An 18413-nucleotide genomic window follows, 5' to 3' on the forward strand; every position below is an offset into this window, starting at 1 on the left:
AGTTGCTTCCTGTGCTGCGCTTGGGCGGTCGACTGATATGTGTGGTGGGAGCGCGGGAGGAGTGTCGGCTCACTTGGGGTTTGAGCCTTTATTGACGCTGGCCTCCCTGCTCCCTGTTCTGGCCGGGGGGTGATCCGTTCCCGGCCTGTCTTACTCGTGTGAAGCGTGTAGCAGCTGTAGTTGTTCTCTGCGGTGGCGGCGGGATGCCAGCACCCCGCCCATGCCGGTCATGCCGGTGGTCAGGGCGAGCAGGATGCCTTCCCCTCCAGCCCGGGGGAGCACGCCTGGAGGCGCTACAGGCATGTACGTGTATTGGAGGTTGTTGTAGGTCAGGGTGCTTCCTGCGCCGCCCAGCGTGTAGTCGACGCTGACCGTGACCGTGCCAGGTAGGTGCGCGGGCGTGGTCACGGTAACGCTGTTGCCATCGCCGCGCGTCAGGCCTTTTGCGGCATCGCGGTCGAATTTGACGCCGGTGATCACCGGCTGCAAATTGAACGCCACCGCCACAGGGACCTTAGAGTCGTCGGTAGTGCCGTCACCGAGGTGGCCGTATTCGTTCCATCCCCATGCTTTGGTATTCCCGTTTTTGTCGATCGCCAGCGAATTATAGTATCCGGCGCTCACTCGCGCAGCGTTCAGCCAGGGGCCGACTGCATTTGTAGACTGCTCGGAAGCGAACACCTTTACAGGGGTAAGCCGATCTCCCGAATCGTTGTTACCGAGCCCACCATACCAGTTGGCTCCCCACGCCAATGTGTTCCCATCCGTGTCGATAGCCAGTGAATGCCAGCCTCCGGCGCTAATCTGAATGGCTTTCAGCCCTGTGCTTGCATCGGAGGGGTTGCCAGAGTCACGTACGCGCACGGGGACAGTGGAAGATGTTCTGGTGTTGTTGCCGAGCTGGCCATTCGGGTTGTTTCCCCAGGCGTAGGCGTATCCGTCGCTGCCCACGGCCATTGAATGATAAAATCCGGCGCTGATCTGGATGGCTTTCAGCCCCGTATTAACGTTGGATCTTGTCGAGGGATTGCATACGCGTACGGGGACAGAGGAAAACCCACTGCTGGTGTTGTTGCCGAGCTGGCCATATGGGTTGTTTCCCCAGGCGTAGGCGTATCCGTCGCTGCCTAGGGCCAGCGAATAATTGTTCCCGGCGCTGACCTGCACGTAGGTGAAAGCCGACGGCGTGCCTGTAGGCTTCTTCACCATGACCGGCGTAGTCCGGGGGTTGCCGGTCGTCCCGTTGCCGAGCTGGCCATACGCGTTGCTTCCCCAGGCGTAGGCGTTCCCATCGCTACCTAGTGCCAGAGAATGATTGCTTCCAGCGCTGACCTGTATGGCTTTCAGTCCTTTGCCTGTGTCAGTGGGGCTGTTGGGGTCGCGTACGCGCACGGGAACAGAATTCGCATTGTCGCCGCTGGTGGTGTTGTTGCCGAGTTGGCCAACGCCATTGTTTCCCCAGGCGTAGGCGTATCCGTCGCTGCCGAGGGCCAGTGAATGAGAGCCGCCGGCGCTGACCTGCACGTAGGTGAAAGCTGACGGCGTGCCTGTAGGCTTCTTCACCATGACCGGCGTTGTCCGGGGGTAGACGGTCGTCCCGTCGCCAAGCTGGCCATACGTGTTGTTTCCCCAGGCGTAGGCGTTCCCGTCGCTGCCCACCGCCAAGGAAAAACCATAGTTATAGTCTGTTGACCCGGCAATCTGGTTGAATTTGGTGCCGTTGGTAGTCGCTGGCGGTGTGATGGTGGTCTGCTGCCCTCCTGCCCGGCTGCCTCTGTCGGGATTGATACTCCACGTCTTGCTGGCGCTTGTGCTTGTCCATTTGGCGGTGAGGGTGAGGTTCTGGGTGACGGGTGTGCTGAAGTCGTAGGCGACCTGTCCGGTGAACCATCCGTCGAACTGGTAGCCTTGGCGTGTCGGGTCGGGGGAGGGGCGCCTGGCCCTGCCGTACGGGGCGGAGACACTCTGGTCTGCGGGTTTGGGACTTCCCTCTCCTGCGTCGAAGTGGACCGTCAGTGCAGAGCTTCGTTCGGCGTCCCTGGTCAGGGGCTGGCCGACCGTGTAGTCGAAGTTCTTGGTGAAGGGCTGGCTGTCCTGCCTGCCGGCGAGTGTGATGGTGGCTGGTCCGGGCTTGTGGGCGGGCATGTCCGCCTGCCAGGCGTCGCCGGTTTTGCTGAGTGTGAGCGTCTGGCCGTCCAGGCTGGCTGTTTCCAGTGTGGGGGTCGAGATGGTGTCGAGTCTGCTTGGCTTGCGGGGCTTGCCTTGAGTGTCCAGGCTCCACTGGTATAGGCTTCCTTGCCTGCTGATGGCGGTGATCCTGCCGCCGGTTTCGACGGCCTGCATGTAGGGCTGGCTCCCGTTGTCCGCCCGTACGGGTTTGCTGCCGGGCTTCCAGGTCCAGACTTGGCCGTTTGTGCCGGTGATGATGGTCTGGTCCTTGTTGCCGGTGATCCTGCTGGCCTGCATGCCGTCCGGCATGTTGACCTGGGTCATGGCGGTTGTGCTGTCTGGCAGGTACCAGGCCTGCCCGTCCGCGTCCAGGAGGAGGAACCCTCCGCTGAGGGCTTGGGCTTGGATGATGCGCATGCCCTGTTCCTGTTCGATGCGTGAAGGTTCGGCTTTTCCAATCTTGCTCGTCTCCCAGGTCCAGGCCTGCCCGTCCGCGTCCACGATGAGGATCCGCTTGTCGGAGGCCACGGCGGTCACGGCCTGCGCCTGCCCGGGAAGGCCGGCCCTGACCTGCTGGGTGAATTTCGGGGTCTGGTCCTGGCTGCCGGCCTGGTAGGCGTGGACGTATCCCTGCCGATCCACGGCCAGGAGGCGGTCGTCATTCATGCTGATGCTGGTGAACCCGGTGTTCCGGTCGGTGTCGAGGATGGCGGGGGTGGCCTGTCGGCTGTTCCAGGTGTAGACCTGCTGGTCGGATCCCAAAGCGGCCTGCAGTCCGCTGCCGGCTGCGGCCTGCAGGTAATGGAACCCTTCGGCAGCATGGGCGGGGGAGGGCACCTGTTTGGGTGTGCCCTCCTGCGTCCATGTGTGGATGCTGCCGTCGCCGGTCAGGCCGAGGAACTGCTCGCCTGCGGCGTGGATATTGCTGAAACGTGGTTCTTGCTTGTCGGGCGGGCTGATGGTCAGGCGGGCGCCGGAGGCGGGCCCATGGTCCGGGCTCAGCGTCCAGTCCGTGATTTTCGACCACCGGGCTTTCAGGGTCATGTCCTGGAGGACGGGGGTCTGCAAGTCGTAGGGCTGGCCGTCAAGCGTCCACCCGTCGAACCGGAAGCCCTCACGCTGAGGATTGTGTTCCGGAGGGGAGGCGAGAATCCCGGTCTTCACGCTCGCCTGGGTTGGTTTGCTCCCGTCGGCCGGGTCGAAGCGCACCGTATGCGAGGCTTGATCATCCGTCTGATCGGATGGCTTGTCTGAAGCGGAGCCAGGGCTGTCAGGAGTGCCGGCCGGCGATGACGGGATGTCCGTACCTGGCGTCGCCGAGCTTATCGGCGAGGCGGTTTCCGGAGGCGAGGGTAGGGGGGTATTGGCTGCGCTGCTGGGGGGAATGGCGGGGGTTTGTTCAGCTACGTGGGGGCCTGATCCGGCGGGTGCAGGAGCGTCCGCTTGGGCGGATGCGACGCCCAGGCCTGCCAGCAGGCCCAACAGGACGGCCGTCATCGCCAACGCGCGACGCAGACGGGAAACCAGACGCATGAAACCAACCCCCCAACCAACATCAAGCGGTATAAACACCGCCTGTCTTGCCATATCTTAACGTCATTACTGTCGGAAAGCCGTATTTCCTGCCTCCGCCAGCCCTGCATCCCATCGCAGGAACCAGTAATGAAAAGCCAGCCGGTCCACGACACCCCTGTTTTCGCCCAACCACCCAGCACACAAACAACACACATAAGCCATAGTTAGCCGCCCGGCTGCAATGATTCTCTTGGCTGGGGAGGGCGGCTGCTTACAGCAATCATCTAGGATGTGAGTATGGGCAGTGGCTGGGCTGACTTGTGCTCATGTGCCTCGGCCTCCCTGCCCGCATTTCGCTATCTGCAGTGTAGAAGCGGGGAGCGCATAACCGCCTTCAATTTTTTGTCAGCAGTAATTCAGCAGTAATTGACAATAGTGTGGTGGGGGGCGCGGGAGGCGTGTCGGCTCACTTGGGGTTGAGCCTTGTATGACATTCCTCCGTGCGCCCCTTGTAAGTCGGGGCGGGGGGATTGATCCGTCCCGGCCTTTCTTACTCGTGCAAAGTGTGTAGCAGCTGTCTCTGTTCTCTCAGATGGCGGCGGGAGGCCAGCACCCCGCCCATGCTGGTCATGCCGGTGGCGAGGATGAGCAGGACGCCTTCACCGCCGGCTTTAGGCAACACACCCAAGGGTGTGTACGTGTATCTGAGGGAGTCGTAGGTCAGGGTGCTTCCTGTGCCGCCCAGCGTGTAGTCCACGCTGACCGTGACCTCGCCCGGTTCATGAGGGGGCGTGGTCACGGTGACGCTGCCATCGTCCTGGCTTTTAGAGATATTCTTGATGGCTATGCCGTCGAAGCTGACACCGGTGATTACTGGAGATAGGTCAAACGTCACCGGCACCGGAACACGATTCGCGTCGTTGCCGCTGGTGGTGCCGTTGCCAAGCTGACCGTACCGGTTGAATCCCCATGCACTTGTGTTACCGTCTTTGCCGATTGCCAGCGAATGATTCCCTCCGGCGCTGATTTGCGCTGTGCTCAGCCAGGGGCCGGCCTTGCTTGTAGATTGATCGGAAGCGAACACCTTCACGGGGGAATGTTGATCGCTCGTGGTGTTGTTGCCGAGCTTCCCATAGTTGTTTTGTCCCCACGCCCAGGCGTTTCCATCCGTGTCGACAGCCAGCGAATGAGCCCATCCGGCGCTCACTTGCACAGCTTTCAGCACTGTACTTGTATCCTTTGGGTTGCGAAGCACCGAACTGGGGACAGGATTCCTTAGGCTGCTTGTGCTGCCGTTGCCGAGTTGGCCATAGTCGTTGTGCCCCCATGCCCATGTGTTCCCATCTTGGTCGATTGCCAACGAAAGAGAGCCTCCGGCGCTAACTTGGACAGCTTTGAGCACCGTGCTCGCATGCTTAGGATCGAGCAGCACCGAGCTGGGAGTAGGATTCGCGTTAGTGCCGCTGGTTTTTCCGTTGCCGAGTTGGCCATAGTCGTTGCGTCCCCATGCCCATGTGTTCCCATCTTGGTCGATTGCCAGCGAATGGAAATCCCCGGCGCTGACTTGGACAGCTTTGAGTACCGTGCTCGCATGCTTGGGATCGAGCAGAACTGACTGAGGGGTGTTAGTGCCCCTGGTATTTCCTTTGCCGAGTTGGCCGTTGTCGTTGTTTCCCCATGCCCATGTGTTCCCATCTTGGTCGATTGCCAGCGAAAACAACCTTCCGGCGCTCACCTGTATGGCTTTCAGCCCCGTATCAACGTTGGATCCTGTGGAAGGATCGCATACGCGCACGGGGACGGACGAAAAGCTTGTTGTGTTGTTGCCGAGCTGGCCGTTGTTGTTGTTTCCCCAGGCGTAGGCGTATCCGTCGCTGCCCAGGGCCAGTGAATGATCGGTTCCGGCGCTGACCTGCACGTAGGTGAAGTCAGCCGACACGCCTGCAGGCTTCTTCACTATGACTGGTGTATTTCGGTTGCTGGTATTTCCGTTGCCGAGCTGGCCGTAGTTGTTGAATCCCCAGGCGTAGGCATTGCCGTCGCTGCCCACAGCCAAGGAGAAGTTGTTGGTGCCTGAGCTGCTGACTTGGCTGAATTTGATGCCGTTGGCAGCCGCTGGCGGAGTAATCGTGGTCTGTTGTCCCCCTGTCTGGCTGCCTTTGTCGGGGTTGATTTTCCATGTGTTGTTGGGGTCTTTTAGGGTCCATTTGGCGGTGAGGGTGAGGTTTTGGGTGACGGGTTTGCTGAAGTCGTAGGCGGTGTTGCCGGTGAACCATCCGTCGAACTGGTAGCCGTCGCGTGTTGGGTCGGGGGAGGGTCGTTTGGCCCTGCCGTACGGGTAGGGGACCTGCTGGTCTTCGGGTTTGGTGTTTGCTTCGCCTGTGTCGAAGGTGACTGTATGGGTGGTGTCTGTAGTGGCGTCTCTGGTCAGGGTCTGGTCGACGATGTAGTCCAGGCTCTTGGTGAAGTGCTGGTTGTCCTGCCTGCCGGTGATGGTGATGGCGGCTGGTCCGGGCTTGCGGGCGGGTATGTCCGTCTGCCAGGCGTCGCCGGTCTTGTTGAGTTTGAGGGGCTGACCGTCCAGGCTGGCTGTTTCCAATGTGGGCGCGGTGCTGGTGTCGAGCTTGGATGGCTTGCCGGGTTTGCCTTGAGCGTCCAGGCTCCACGTGAACATGGCGCCCTTCGTGTTGGTGGCGGTGATCCTGCCGTCGGCTTCGGCGGCCTGCGTGTACTGTTGGCTCCCGGCGTCCGCCCGCTTGGGTGCCTCGCCGGGCTTCCAGGCCCAGAGGCGGCCGTCCGTGCCGGTGATGACGGCCTGGCTGCCGTTGGTGGTGATTGAGCGGGCTTTCATACTTTCCGGCAGGCTGGCGGCTGTTATTTTGGTCGAGCCGTCGGCCAGGTACCAGGCGTGCCCGTCCGCGTCCTGGAGGATGAGCCCCTTGCTGAGGGCTTGGGCTTGGATGATGCGCATGCCCGGCTCCTGTTCGATGCGTGAAGGCTCGGCTTTTCCAATCTTGCTCGTCTCCCAGGTCCAGGCCTGCCCGTCCGCGTCTACGATGAGGATCCGTTTGTCGGAGGCGACGGCGGCGACGGCCTGCGCCTGCCCGGGCAAATCTACTGTGGCTTGTTCGACGGGCTTTATGATTGGGTTTTGCGTGTCGGCCTGGCCGGCCTGGAAGGCGTGGACCTGTCCCTGCCGGTCCACCGCCAGGAGGCGGTCATCGTGCATGCTGATGCTCGTGAATCCGGTGTTCCGGCCGGTATCGAGGATGGTGGGCGTGACCTGCCGGCTGTTCCAGGTGTAGATCCGCTGGTCGGATCCCAAGGCGGCCTGCAGTCCGCTGCCGGCTGCGGCCTGCAGATAGTGGAACCCTTCGGAAGCCCGGGCGGGGAAGGTCACCTGTCTGGGTGTGCCCTCCTGCGTCCATGAATAGATGCGGCCGTCGCCGGTCAGGCTGAGAAACTGCTTGTCAGAAGCCTGGATGCAGGTGTAATAGGGCTCCTGCGTGTCGGGCGGGCTAATGGCCAGGCGGGTGCCGGAGGCGGGCCCGTGGTCCGGGCTCAGCGTCCAGTCCGTGATCCTGGTCCACTGGGCTTTCAGGGTCGTGTCTTGGAGGACCGGGGTTTGGAAGTCATAGGGCTGGCCGTCAAGCGTCCACCCGTCGAACCGGAAACCATCACGCCGGGGATTGCGTTCCGAAGCAGAGACAAGAGTCCCGGTCTTCACGCTCTCCTGTGTCGGCTTGCTGCCGTCGGCCGGGTCGAAACGCACCACGTGTGCATCTTGATCATCCGTTTCTTCTGTTGATTTGGCCGGAGCTGATTCGCCGCTGCCTGTACTGCCCGTCGGCGATGAGGGAGCATTTGGGCTTGCTGTTGCGGTGCTTAACGGCGATGCTGTTGTCAGAGGCGATGGCGAGGGAAGTTGAGTATTTGATGCACTGCTGGGGAAAGAGGCGGGATTTTGCTCAGCTACGCGAGGGGTCTGACGACCCCCCCCCCCCGGTGAGGATAGGAGCGTCCGCTGCGTTGGCGGACGCGACGCCCAAGCCTGCCAGCAGGCTCAGTAGGACGATCATCATCGCCGAAACGGAACGCAGACGGGAAACCAGATGCATGACTTATAAACCCCTTACCGACACCAAGCAAAGCCAACTGCTCGCCTATAACGTCTTGTCTGCCAGAAAACTATTCTTTCTTCCAATGCCAGCTCAGCATCAGATTGCACGAGCCATAGCGGAAAGCCAGCCGTTTCCCGACACCCCTATCTTCACCATACCACCAAGTTAAAAAGCAACACACAAAGCAATTGGTGGTAAGCGATTTGGAACTATCTGGACTATGGACCGTGTAATCGTCGGTTTTATGGCAAAACAGCAATTCCGATTAATTGCATTACTGATGGAGCTGCACGCAAGCATCGCTCCTATTGGCTCTTATCTCCTTCACGAAGTTCAACATGTGCCTGGCGATAGAGGCTGAAGGGTGGATCTAGTCTGGAGTGCCCCAACATCTTGGGGGATTCGACTGCATTAACGTGCCTCAGATTGACGCCGCTATGTCTTTGCTTGATCGGCAAAACGACCATCTGCTTTAAGCTTGTCGGCCAATAATAGACCGGTTGTCAGGTTTGTTCCTGATGCAGGATAATCGGCTGACTGCGCGCGATAAAAGCTGCTGCTTCCACTATTGCAGCCGTGTGGTCGATTGATAGATGTGGTGGGGGCGCGAGAGGGGTGTCGGCTCCCTTGGGGATTGAGCCTTGAATGACACTCGCCTCCGTGCGCCCCCAGTGAGGCCGAGGCGGGGGGATTAATCCGTCCCGGTCTTTCTTACTCGTGCGAAGCGTGTGACAGCTGTCGCTGTTCCCTCCGGTAGCGACGAGCTGCTATGACACCCCCCATGCCGATCATGCCGGTGGTCAGGGCGAGCAGTATGCCTTCCCCGCCGGCCTGAGGGAGCACGCCCAAAGGCGTGTAGGTATATCTGAGGGTGGTGTCCGGCTTTTGGGCTGCGCCGCCCAGCGTGTAGTCGACGCTGACCGTGACCGTGCCCGGCTCATGAGCGGGTGTGACCACTGTGACGCTGCCGTCATCTTGGCTTTTGGGTAGGTCCTTTACGACGGTGCGGTCGAATGTGATGCCGGTGATCACCGGCTGCAGGTTGAACACTACTGGTACTGGGGCTAAACTCCGACTCCCTGCGTCGGGATTGCCGAGTTGGCCATAGTAGTTGTATCCCCATGTTCTGGCGCTCCCCTCCTCGTCGATTGCCAACGAATGCCAGCCTCCACTACTGATCTGTGTAGCGTTCAAGCATGGGCCTAGTGAGCTTGTGGATTGGGTGGAGGCGAATACCTTCACCGGAGAATGCTGATCATTCGTGGTGTTGTTGCCGAGCTGGCCATACTCATTACTCCCCCATGCCCAGGCCCTTCCCTCCTCGTCGATTGCCAGCGAATGCTTAAATCCGGCGCTTGCTTGTATTACTTTCACCTCCTTGTTTTCGGTGGTGGGGAATTGTACGGACGCGGGAAGAGAATTCGCGTTTTTGCCGCTGGTGCTCCCGTTGCCGAGTTGGCCATAATAGTTGTATCCCCATGCCCAAGCCTGGCCATCAGTGTCGATTGCGAGCGAGTGCCAGCCTCCTGCACTGACCTGTACAGCTGTAACGCTGCCTGACTCTTTCTTGGGGTATTGCACCAGCGTGGGAGCGGTATTTGTACTACTATCGCCGTTGCCGAGTTGGCCATACCTGTTGTATCCCCATGCCCAGGTGTTGCCTTCATTGTCGATTGCCAGCGAATGCTCATACCCGGCACTTGCTTGTATTACTTTCACCTCTTTGTCCTCAGTTATGGGGAATTTTGCGCGTACCGGAATAGAATTCGCGACATTAGACGCACTGCTAGTGCCGTTGCCGAGCTGGCCATAGTGATTACGTCCCCATGCCCAGGTGCTTCCATTTGCATCAATTGCCAGCGAATGTTCGCCTCCGGCACTCACTTGTATGGACTTCAGTCCCGTGGTCGCATTGGAGCTGGTAGCGGGGTCACGCACTCGCAAGGGAGCAGTGGAATAACCGCCGTTGGTATTGTTGCCAAGCTGGCCATATGTGTTGTCTCCCCAGGCGTACACGTATCCGTCGCTGCCCAGGGCAAGCGAATGCCCATCTCCGGCGCTAACCTGTACATAGGTGAAATCATTTGGTAGATTCGTATATATCATGGGATCGGGCTTCTTCACCACGACCGGCTTGTCTCGTTGAGTAGTGGTCCCATCGCCAAGCTGGCCATAGTCATTGTTCCCCCAAGCGTAGGCGTTTCCATCACTGCCCACAGCCAAGGAAAAAGCAAACCAAGTGCTTTTTGAGCTGCTGATCTGGTTGAATTTGATGCCGCTGATATTGGCGGGTGGGGTGATGGTGGTCTGTTGCCCGCCAAGCTGGCCACCCTTGTCAGGGTTGATTTTCCAAGTGTTGCCCGGGTTCTTGGGTGTCCATTTGGCGGTGAGCGTGAGGTTGTCTGTGACAGGCTTGCTGAAGTCGTAGGCGACGTTTTTGATGAACCACCCGTCAAACAGGTAGCCTTGACGGGCCGGATCGGGGGAGGGCCGCTGTACCCTGCCGTACGGATAGGAGACCTTCTGGTTGCTGGGTGTCGGGTCTCCCTCGCCTGTGTTGAAGTAAACCGTGTAGCTGGTTTCTGTTTCGGTGTCCCTGGTCAGCGGCTGGTCTACGGTGTATTGGAGACTTTTGGTGAAGGTCTGGTCATCCTGCCTGCCGACGAGTGTGATGGTGGTTGGTCCGGGCTTGTGGGCTGGGGCATCTGCCTGCCAGGTATGATTCTTTCCGGTGAGTTTCAGCGGCTGGCTGTCCATACTGGCTGATTCAAGGGTGGGCACCTGAGTGGTGTTGAGCCTGACCGGTTTGCTGAGTTGGCCTTGAGCGTCCAGACTCCACGTGAGTATGCTGCCATGCTTGTCGATGGCGGTGATCTTGCTGCCAACACTGGCGGCTTGTACGTACTTCTGATTCCCGTTGTATACGCGCATCGGCGTTTCGCTGGGCTTCCACGTCCAAACGCATCCCTCTGTGTCTGTGATCAAGGCCTGGTCCTCGTTGGCGATGATCCAGCTGGTCTGCGCGCCGTCCGGCAAGCCGACCAGGTTCATGTTGGTTGTGCCGTCGGCCAGGTACCAAGCCTGACCGTCCGCGGCCAGGAGGAACCCCTGGTTGAGAGCTGCTGCTTGGATGATGCGTCTGCCCTGGTCCTGCTTGACGCGTGCTGGTTCGGCTTTTCCAATCTTGCTCGTCTCACAGGCCCAGGCCTGCCCGTCCGCGTCCAAGATGAGGATCCGCTTGTTGGAGGCGGCGGCGAGGATGGCCTGCGCTTTTCCGGGCAGGCTGGTTGCGGCTTGTTCTGTCGGTTTTATGCTCTGGTTGTCTATTGGGTCGGTTTGGAAGAGGTGGACTTGTCCTTGCCGGTCCACCGCTAGCAGCTGATCATCGTGCATGCTGATGCTGGTGAACCCGGTGTTCTGGTCAGTGTTGAGGATGGTGGGCGTGGCTTGTGCGCTGGTCCAGGTGTAGATCTGCTGGTCGGATCCTAAGGCGGCATCCCAATGGCTGCCGGCTGCGGCCTGCAGGTAATGGAACCCGTCGGCAGTATGGGTGGGGAAGGGGACCTGCTTTGGTGTGCTTTCCTGCATCCATATGTAGATTCTGCCATCGCCGGTCAGTCCGACAGTCTGGTCGCCTGCGGCGTGGATATTGCTGAAACGTGGTTCTTGCTTGTCGGGCGGGCTGATGGTCAGACGGGCTCCGGAGGCGGGCCCGTGGTCCGGGCTCAGCGTCCAGTCCGTGATTTTCGACCACTGAGCTTTCAGGGTTATATTCCGGAGTACCGGGGTTTGGAAGTCATAGGGCTGGCCGTCAAGCGTCCACCCGTCGAACCGGAAGTCCTCACGTTGCGGATTCTTTTCCGGAGAGGTGGCTAAAGACCCGGTTTTCACGGCTGCTTTGGTTGGTGTGCTGCCGTCGGCCGGGTCGAAGTGCACCTCGTGTGCATCTTGATCATCCGTTTTTTCTGATGATTTAGCCGCAACGGAGTTTGTGCTGTCAAGTGTTCCCGTCGTTGATGACGGGGTGACTGGACTCGCTGTTGGGCTTAATGGTGTGGTGGCTTGTAATACCGATGGTGAGGGCAGTGGTGTGCTGGTTGTGCTGCTGGGGGTAATGCCTGGGGTTTGTTTAGCTACGCGAGGGGTCTGACGACCCCCCCCCCCCCGGTGAGTACAGGAGCGTCCGCCTGGGCGGATGCGACGCTCAGACCTGTCAGTAGGCTCAGCAGGACGGTCGTCATTGCCAAGATGCGGCGCAGACGGAAAACCATATGCATGAAACCAAAACCCCTTCACCAAACGTCAAGCGGTGTCAAAGCCGCCTGCACATAACGTCTTGTCTGTCGGAAAGTCCTTCTGTCTTTCAATGCCGACTCAGCATCAGATTGCACGAGCCGTAGCGGAAAGCCATCTGTTTTCCGACACCCCTTTTTTCACCATACCACCAAATTAAAAAGCAACACACGAAGTAATTTGTGGTAAGTGATTTGGAATTATCTGGTTTATAGACCGTGTCATCGTCGGTTTTTACGGCAGCACAGTAATTTCGATTAATCGCATCACTGGTGAAAGCGCTGCGTGAGCATTACCCTATTGAATCTCGCCACCGCCACGATATTCATCACTGATTGGCCATAGAACGCTGATAAACAACTGAATCGGCGGGGGTTTCAGCATCTCAAAGCAGCCGACTATAGCAGCTTGCTCTTGCTTGGTCTGCAAAAAGACGACCCAGACAAGCATGGTAACAAGTAGCAAACAACCATAGGTTTTGTTCCTGACACGAAACAATAACCTCCAACGTCAAGAGCAGTTGCTTCCTTTATCGCTGTCGTGTGGTTGATCAATAAGTGTGGTGGGGACGCGGGAGGGGCGTCGGCTCACTTGGGGATTTGAGCCTTTAGTGACGCTTGCTTCCCTACTCCCCTTATTCTGGCAGGAGGTGGGGGGGGGGTGATATATGCCCTCGGCCTTTCTTACTCGTGCAAAGCGTGCAATAGGCGGTGTTGTTCTCTCCGGTGGCGGCGGGATGCCAGCACTGCGCCCATGCCGGTCATGCCGGTGGCCAGGGCGAGCATGATGCCCTCACCGCCCGCCCGGGGGAGTACGCCTGCAGGCGTGTACGTGTATCTGAGGGAGGTATCGGTCAGAGTCTGTCCTGAGCCGCCCATCGTGTAGTCCACGCTGACCGTGACCGTGCCCGGCACGTGCGCAGGCGTGAGCACGGTGACGCTGTTGCTGTTGTTGATATTGGTCAGATTCGTGCCGGGGCTAGAGTCGAACCTGGCTGCGCTGATCACCCGAGACAGGTTGAACTCCACTAACACCGGGGCATAGGCATCTTTGTAGCTGTTGTTGCCGAGCTGACCATAGCCGTTGTATCCCCATGCATACGTGTATCCATCCTTGCCGATAGCCAGAGAATCCCAATTTCCCGCACTGACCAGAGTGCTGTTCAGACTTAGATCAGTGTTGTTTGGGGATGCAGGATTTCGCACTTTTGCTGGTTGTCTGTGAACAGTGGAACTGTCATAGTTGGTATAACCAAGTTGGCCGTAATCGTTTCGTCCCCACGACCATGCAACCCCATTAGTATCTATAGCTAGGGAAGTGTCATATCCTGCACTGACTTGGCTGGCTTTGAAGGCGATAGAGGGATTGTCGGGATTGTATACCTGCGTTGGAATAAAAATTTCGTCAGTCTTGGTATTTTGTCCGAGTTCGCCCCAATAATTCCATCCCCATGACCAGGTGTTCCCTTGGGCATCGATTGCAATAGTATGCTCAAAACCAGCGCTGATTTGAACGCTTTTCAAACTTTTGCTTGTATCATGGGGATTGTTCGGGTCGCGCACGCGCCCAGGAACAGGATTCGCACCGTCGAAGCCGTTGCTGGTGTTGTTGCCGAGCTGTCCATTGGTGTTGTCTCCCCAGGCGTATACGTATCCGTCGCTGCCCACAGCCAATGAAACACTATTGTGCATCTTGCCGGATCCAATTGAATTGCTGATTTGGTTGAATTTAACGCCGCTGCGGCTGTCTGGCGGGGTGATGGTGGTGGTTTCGTTGCCGAACTGGTTGCCCTTGTTGGGGTTGATGGTCCACGTGGTTCTGGGGTTTTTGCTGGTCCAGCGGGCGGTGAGCGTGATGTTTTCGGTGACAGGTGTGCTGAAGTCGTAGCGGTGTTGCCGGTGAACCATCCTTCGAACTGGTAGTCGCTTCGCGTCGGATCTGGGTAGGGCCGTTGCACTCGACCGTACGGGTAGAGGATCTGTTGGGGTTGGGGTGCCTGGCTTCCTCCGGTTGTATTGAAGCTTACCGTGTAGGTGGAGCCAGGCTGGGCGTCTCTGGACAGAGTCTGGTCGACCATGTATTCGAAGCTCCTGGTGAGGGACTGGTTGTGTTGTTTGCCGGTGATGAGGATGGCGGCTTGTCCGGACGTGTGTGCAGGTATATTCGTCTGCCAGGTGTCGCTGTTTGGTGAGTGTCAGTGGCTGGCCGTCCATGCTGGCTGTCACCACGGTGGGTGCCGTGCTGGCATTGATTCTGCCTGGCTTGCCCTGCCATCATCGCCGATGCACGACGCAGACGAGAAGCCAGACGCATGAAATCAAAGCCCCTCCGCTAACAGCAAGCGAAGCCATCATTGCTTGCTTACAAACGTCTTGTCTGGCGAAAAGCTGCCCGGTGTGTCAGCGTCAGCACTGCACCAGTCGAAAAGGCCATGACGAAAAGCGCTCAGATCCTCACCACTTCAGCATTGAACAAATCATCGAAAGAAAATATAGCTGTATTGTTAACCAACCGCGGTAGTAGCGAAAGCGACGCGTAAGCGGCGCACCGTCAACTAATATTCACCTTTAAGTCCTTGTCTGCGCGGCGATAGAATGAGCGGACAAATCAGGCGTGAGGGAAGCGACGACCATAGTGACGACTTTGGACGATGTGGCCGGTGAGGCCGGGGTGTCGCGGATGACTGCATCCAATGCCCTACGGGGCAAATCCTCAGTCAAGCCCGCCACGGCGCGTCGGGTGTTGGAGGCGGCGCAACGTCTGGGATACCGGCCCAATCTGGCGGCCCGGCGACTCAGCTCGGGCAGGTCCGGGATCATCGGCTTCTCCACTGTGGAGCTGGACCGTTCGCCCTTCTCGGCGGCCCTGGCGGCGGCGGTATCGGATCAGGCTTTCAGCATGGGGTATCAGACGCTAATCCAGCAGACGCGGCAGATGGCCAGCTACGAGTCATCCATGGTGGCAGACATCGCCACCCAATTTTGCGAGGGAACCATCCTGTCCGCGCCGGTCCTGTCAGCTGATTCTATCGCCGCGCTCAATCGGCGCTATCCCTTGGTGGTTTTCGACGGTCCGCGGCTGGACTCATCCGTAGACGCCGTGCGCAGTCCTAACCGTCAGGGTGCCCAGGCAGCAGTGGAGCATCTGATAGACCATGGTTGCCGGCGGATTCTGGTTCTTGGCACCGCCTATAAAACCCCAGACCAATTGGCTCAGTCCAGCCTAGGGAGGGAACAGCGACTCTTGGGTGCTATGCAGGCAGCACAAGGTCATGGAATCAGCCTAGAGCCTGAAGATGTTGTTGACTGCGACTGGGATCAGGGTAGCGCCGACCAGGCCATGGCCGCTCTGCTGACTCGCCGCAGGGATTTTGACGGGGTCTTTGCCCTGACGGATGTGGTGGCCATCGGGGCCCTGCACGCGCTGGGTGCACATGGGGTGCGAGTGCCCGAGCAGGTTGCTCTGATCGGTTTCGACGGGCTGGAAGTGTCCCGTTTTCTCACACCTGCCCTTTCGACCATTCGCGTAGACACTGACCGTGTGGCGGCCGAGTGCCTGCGACTGCTCATGACTCGGATGAAGGATCCGCCCGGCAGGCATCAGCCCGAGCAGGTGGACCTGCCCTTCACGCTGGTGGAGGCTGGCAGCACAGCCCGGTCCTGAGCGCTTCAACCGCGAATCAGTGCCAGAGTCAGCAGGTCAGGGGTGGGACCTTCGTCTCCGGCTTGGACCTGTACCCTGACAGCCCGGTCGGGCAGAGCGTTCAGTCCACGACCGGTCAGGGGGTAGCGGTCCAGTATTCTGCCGTTTTCGTGGCTTCTTACGGGCTGGCCCAATTCCAGGCCTTCGGTCCGCAGGCAGTAGGGTGCGGCGCTGTCCTGGTCCCGCATGGCGACCTCCAGCATTTTCGCGTCGCCGGTGGCATCCCGCAGCCGGTATGAGAAGCAGCCCCCAGCCAGGGCGTGACGGGTATTGATTCCCTCAATCAGCTCCTGCCGGTCATTCCTGCCCTGATACTCGTGATCGATTTCAGACTGCTGGGACCCGCAGTCCACCCGGTCGCAGACCTGCAGCTCATGGGCCTGCTCCTGTGCATCGATCTCTTCCAGGGCTCGGCGAACACGGTCCTTATCGCCATCCTGCGCCCAGGGCAGGTAGACCGAGTATCGGGAGGCCTCGATGGAAGTGAAGGGGACCAGTAGCAGGCGTGAATCAGTCCACCCCTGTTTTCCGGTCTTGGGTCTGGAGACGGCCACTTCTATGGCACCGTCATCCTGGGGGTGGGGCAGCAGGAAGTCCTGGGGCGCTCCCTGGAGCACTGGCAGGTCGCCCAGCGGACGCAGGGGGCCGGAGGCGATGTGCCCGGCACGGGAGTCGTCAGCCTTCAGGCCTATCAGGTCGGCATCGTCGCTACGGGCGGCCATGACCTTGACGCCGCGCAGCAGGCTGACCCAGTCCGAACCGTCCGGCAGCGGCTCGGCAGTCACCCGGACCTGGTGGCGCAGCTCCAGGCTCACTCGGCCGGTCCAAGTCAGATGCAGGTGGTCGAAGCGGGGGCTGCCATCCGAATCGGACTTCGCCGGCTCGACGGTCATGTTTGCCTGGCCTTGCCTGATCCGGTAGTTGGCATCCTCCAGCCACCAGGGATGACGCAGGTAGAGTTCCAGGGTCTGCTGGCTTTGGTCTTCGGCTTCTAGATCCAGGCATCCAATATTGGTGGACCCGGGGCCGGGAGCATAGGCCAGGCTAATCCGCAGCCCGCGCTGGGACCAGTCCAGGCTGGCGGGGATGAAGAGGTTGACTGCCAGAGACGCGGATTCCTGGTCGGGATCCTTTCCGGGTCGGCGCTCGAAGATCATGGCGCCGTAGCGGGCGTGGTTTTCCAGGCCGGTGCCCACGCAGCACCAGAAGGAACGCTGCGCGCTGGAATAGACCCTATAGTGCCGGGGTCGCATGGGGGTGAAGTAGACGAAGCCGTGTTCGCGGATGCCCACCGTGGAGACCAGGTGGTTGACCAGGACCCGCTCATAGAAATCCAGGTAGCGGGCCTGTCTGGTGCGGTCGTAAAGGCGCAGTGCCAGCTTGGTCATGTTGTAGCTGTTGCAGGTCTCCAGGCCCTCGCGGGAGGTGACCATGGTCGAGAAATCGTCGGGTGGATTGAAATGCTCGGAGATGGAATGGGCCCCGATGGAGACCGTGCGCTTGTCCACCACCCCATGCCAGAAGGTGTCCACGGCTTTTCGGAAGGCCTCGTCTCCGGTGATTTCGGCCAGACGCTCGTAGCCCAGGACCTTGGGTATCTGTGTATTGGCGTGCAGGCCGGTCAGCTGGTCCTTGCCTGCGGCCAGCGGCTCGAAGAAGGGACGGTCGGTCAAGCGGCGGGCCTGGCGGAGATAGCGGTCCTTTCCGGTCAGCTGATAGAGGCGGGCGAAAGCCTCGTTCAGGCCTCCGTACTCGCAGGTCAGCATGGTCTGAAAATTCTGTTCGTCGATATTATCCACCAGGTCGCACCACCAGTCGGCCAGGCGCAGGACCATAACGCGGGCCATGTCGGAGGCGCTCTTGGTTTGGAAGGACTGCCAGCAGTCCATCAGACCGGCGAAGAGCTTGTGCAGGTTGTAGAGGGGCACCCAGGAGCCCAGCAGATCGAAGGACTGGGCCTGCACGTGGTCCTGCCGCAGGTTCCGGAAGAGCTCGGCGCTGTGAGGCATGCCGCCCAGAAAGCCGTCGCCCGAGGCATCCTGGCACTCGAGCAGGCCGGTCAGCATGCGGGTGGCGCGCTCCAGGAAGGGCCAGGTTTGCAGACTCTGCCAATAGGCCGCCAGTCCGGACAGGTAGTGGCCGCCGATGTGGCCGTCCAGACCCATGGACTCCCAGTTGGGGTATGGATCCGCCTTGGCGGGCAGACCTGCCTCGCGCCTATAGGGGGCCAGGAGGCGATCAGGATCCAGACTCAGCAGGTAGTCCGAGCCGGCCTGCTGTGCATCGGCGTAGATGCTGCCGGGGGTCAGTCGGACCTGGGATGGTGTGAAGCGGACATCCGGTCCAGGATGGTTTTGCGCTGATTGGGATTGATGGCGTGCGTCGGTCATGGCTCCTCCTTGCGACGATTCGACGGCTTGTTTGGGGTGCCGTTCGGACAGGCCTGCGGTGGCTGAGTCGTCGGCGTTGCTGACGATAATTGTAGCGCTACATATACGGTAATGTCGCGGTATAAGCCATTGTCCATGTTGGCGATGTTGCCATGCGATGCCATTGCCGCTCTGAAGGAAGTATATGGGTGGCCCCATTGCGTCGGGGGAGTTGGGGCCACCC

3 protein-coding genes and 3 pseudogenes are annotated in these 18413 nt (G+C 59.7%); 1 reads left to right on the forward strand and 5 read right to left on the reverse strand.

Going from position 1 to position 18413, the window contains the following annotated elements:
- Window positions 1–150: 150 nt before the first annotated feature.
- The 4 genes and pseudogenes from ACVWNW_RS07000 to ACVWNW_RS07015 form a co-directional block, all read right to left on the reverse strand.
- Window positions 151–3702, reverse strand: a complete 3552-nt coding sequence (locus ACVWNW_RS07000) for an RCC1 domain-containing protein (RefSeq protein ID WP_461196350.1) — start codon at window positions 3700–3702, stop codon at window positions 151–153.
- A 532-nt stretch (window positions 3703–4234) separates the two neighbouring features.
- A pseudogene (locus ACVWNW_RS07005) lies at window positions 4235–7802 on the reverse strand (RCC1 domain-containing protein).
- A 714-nt stretch (window positions 7803–8516) separates the two neighbouring features.
- Window positions 8517–12082: pseudogene (locus tag ACVWNW_RS07010) on the reverse strand (RCC1 domain-containing protein).
- 699 nt (window positions 12083–12781) lie between these two features.
- Window positions 12782–14220 (reverse strand): annotated as a pseudogene (locus tag ACVWNW_RS07015) (RCC1 domain-containing protein); the annotation flags it as partial.
- A gap of 530 nt (window positions 14221–14750) precedes the next feature.
- Here ACVWNW_RS07015 and ACVWNW_RS07020 point away from each other — a divergent pair.
- On the forward strand, window positions 14751–15761 hold the full coding sequence (locus ACVWNW_RS07020) for a LacI family DNA-binding transcriptional regulator (protein WP_461196363.1): 1011 nt from the start codon (window positions 14751–14753) through the stop codon (window positions 15759–15761).
- A gap of 5 nt (window positions 15762–15766) precedes the next feature.
- Here the strand turns inward: ACVWNW_RS07020 and ACVWNW_RS07025 are convergent, their stop codons facing one another.
- Window positions 15767–18190 carry a beta-L-arabinofuranosidase domain-containing protein gene (locus tag ACVWNW_RS07025; RefSeq protein ID WP_454481925.1) on the reverse strand — a complete coding sequence of 808 codons (2424 nt, stop codon included), beginning with the start codon at window positions 18188–18190 and terminating at the stop codon, window positions 15767–15769.
- Between the last annotated feature and the right edge of the window lie 223 nt (window positions 18191–18413).

This window comes from Bifidobacterium sp. JNUCC 75 (assembly GCF_054819865.1).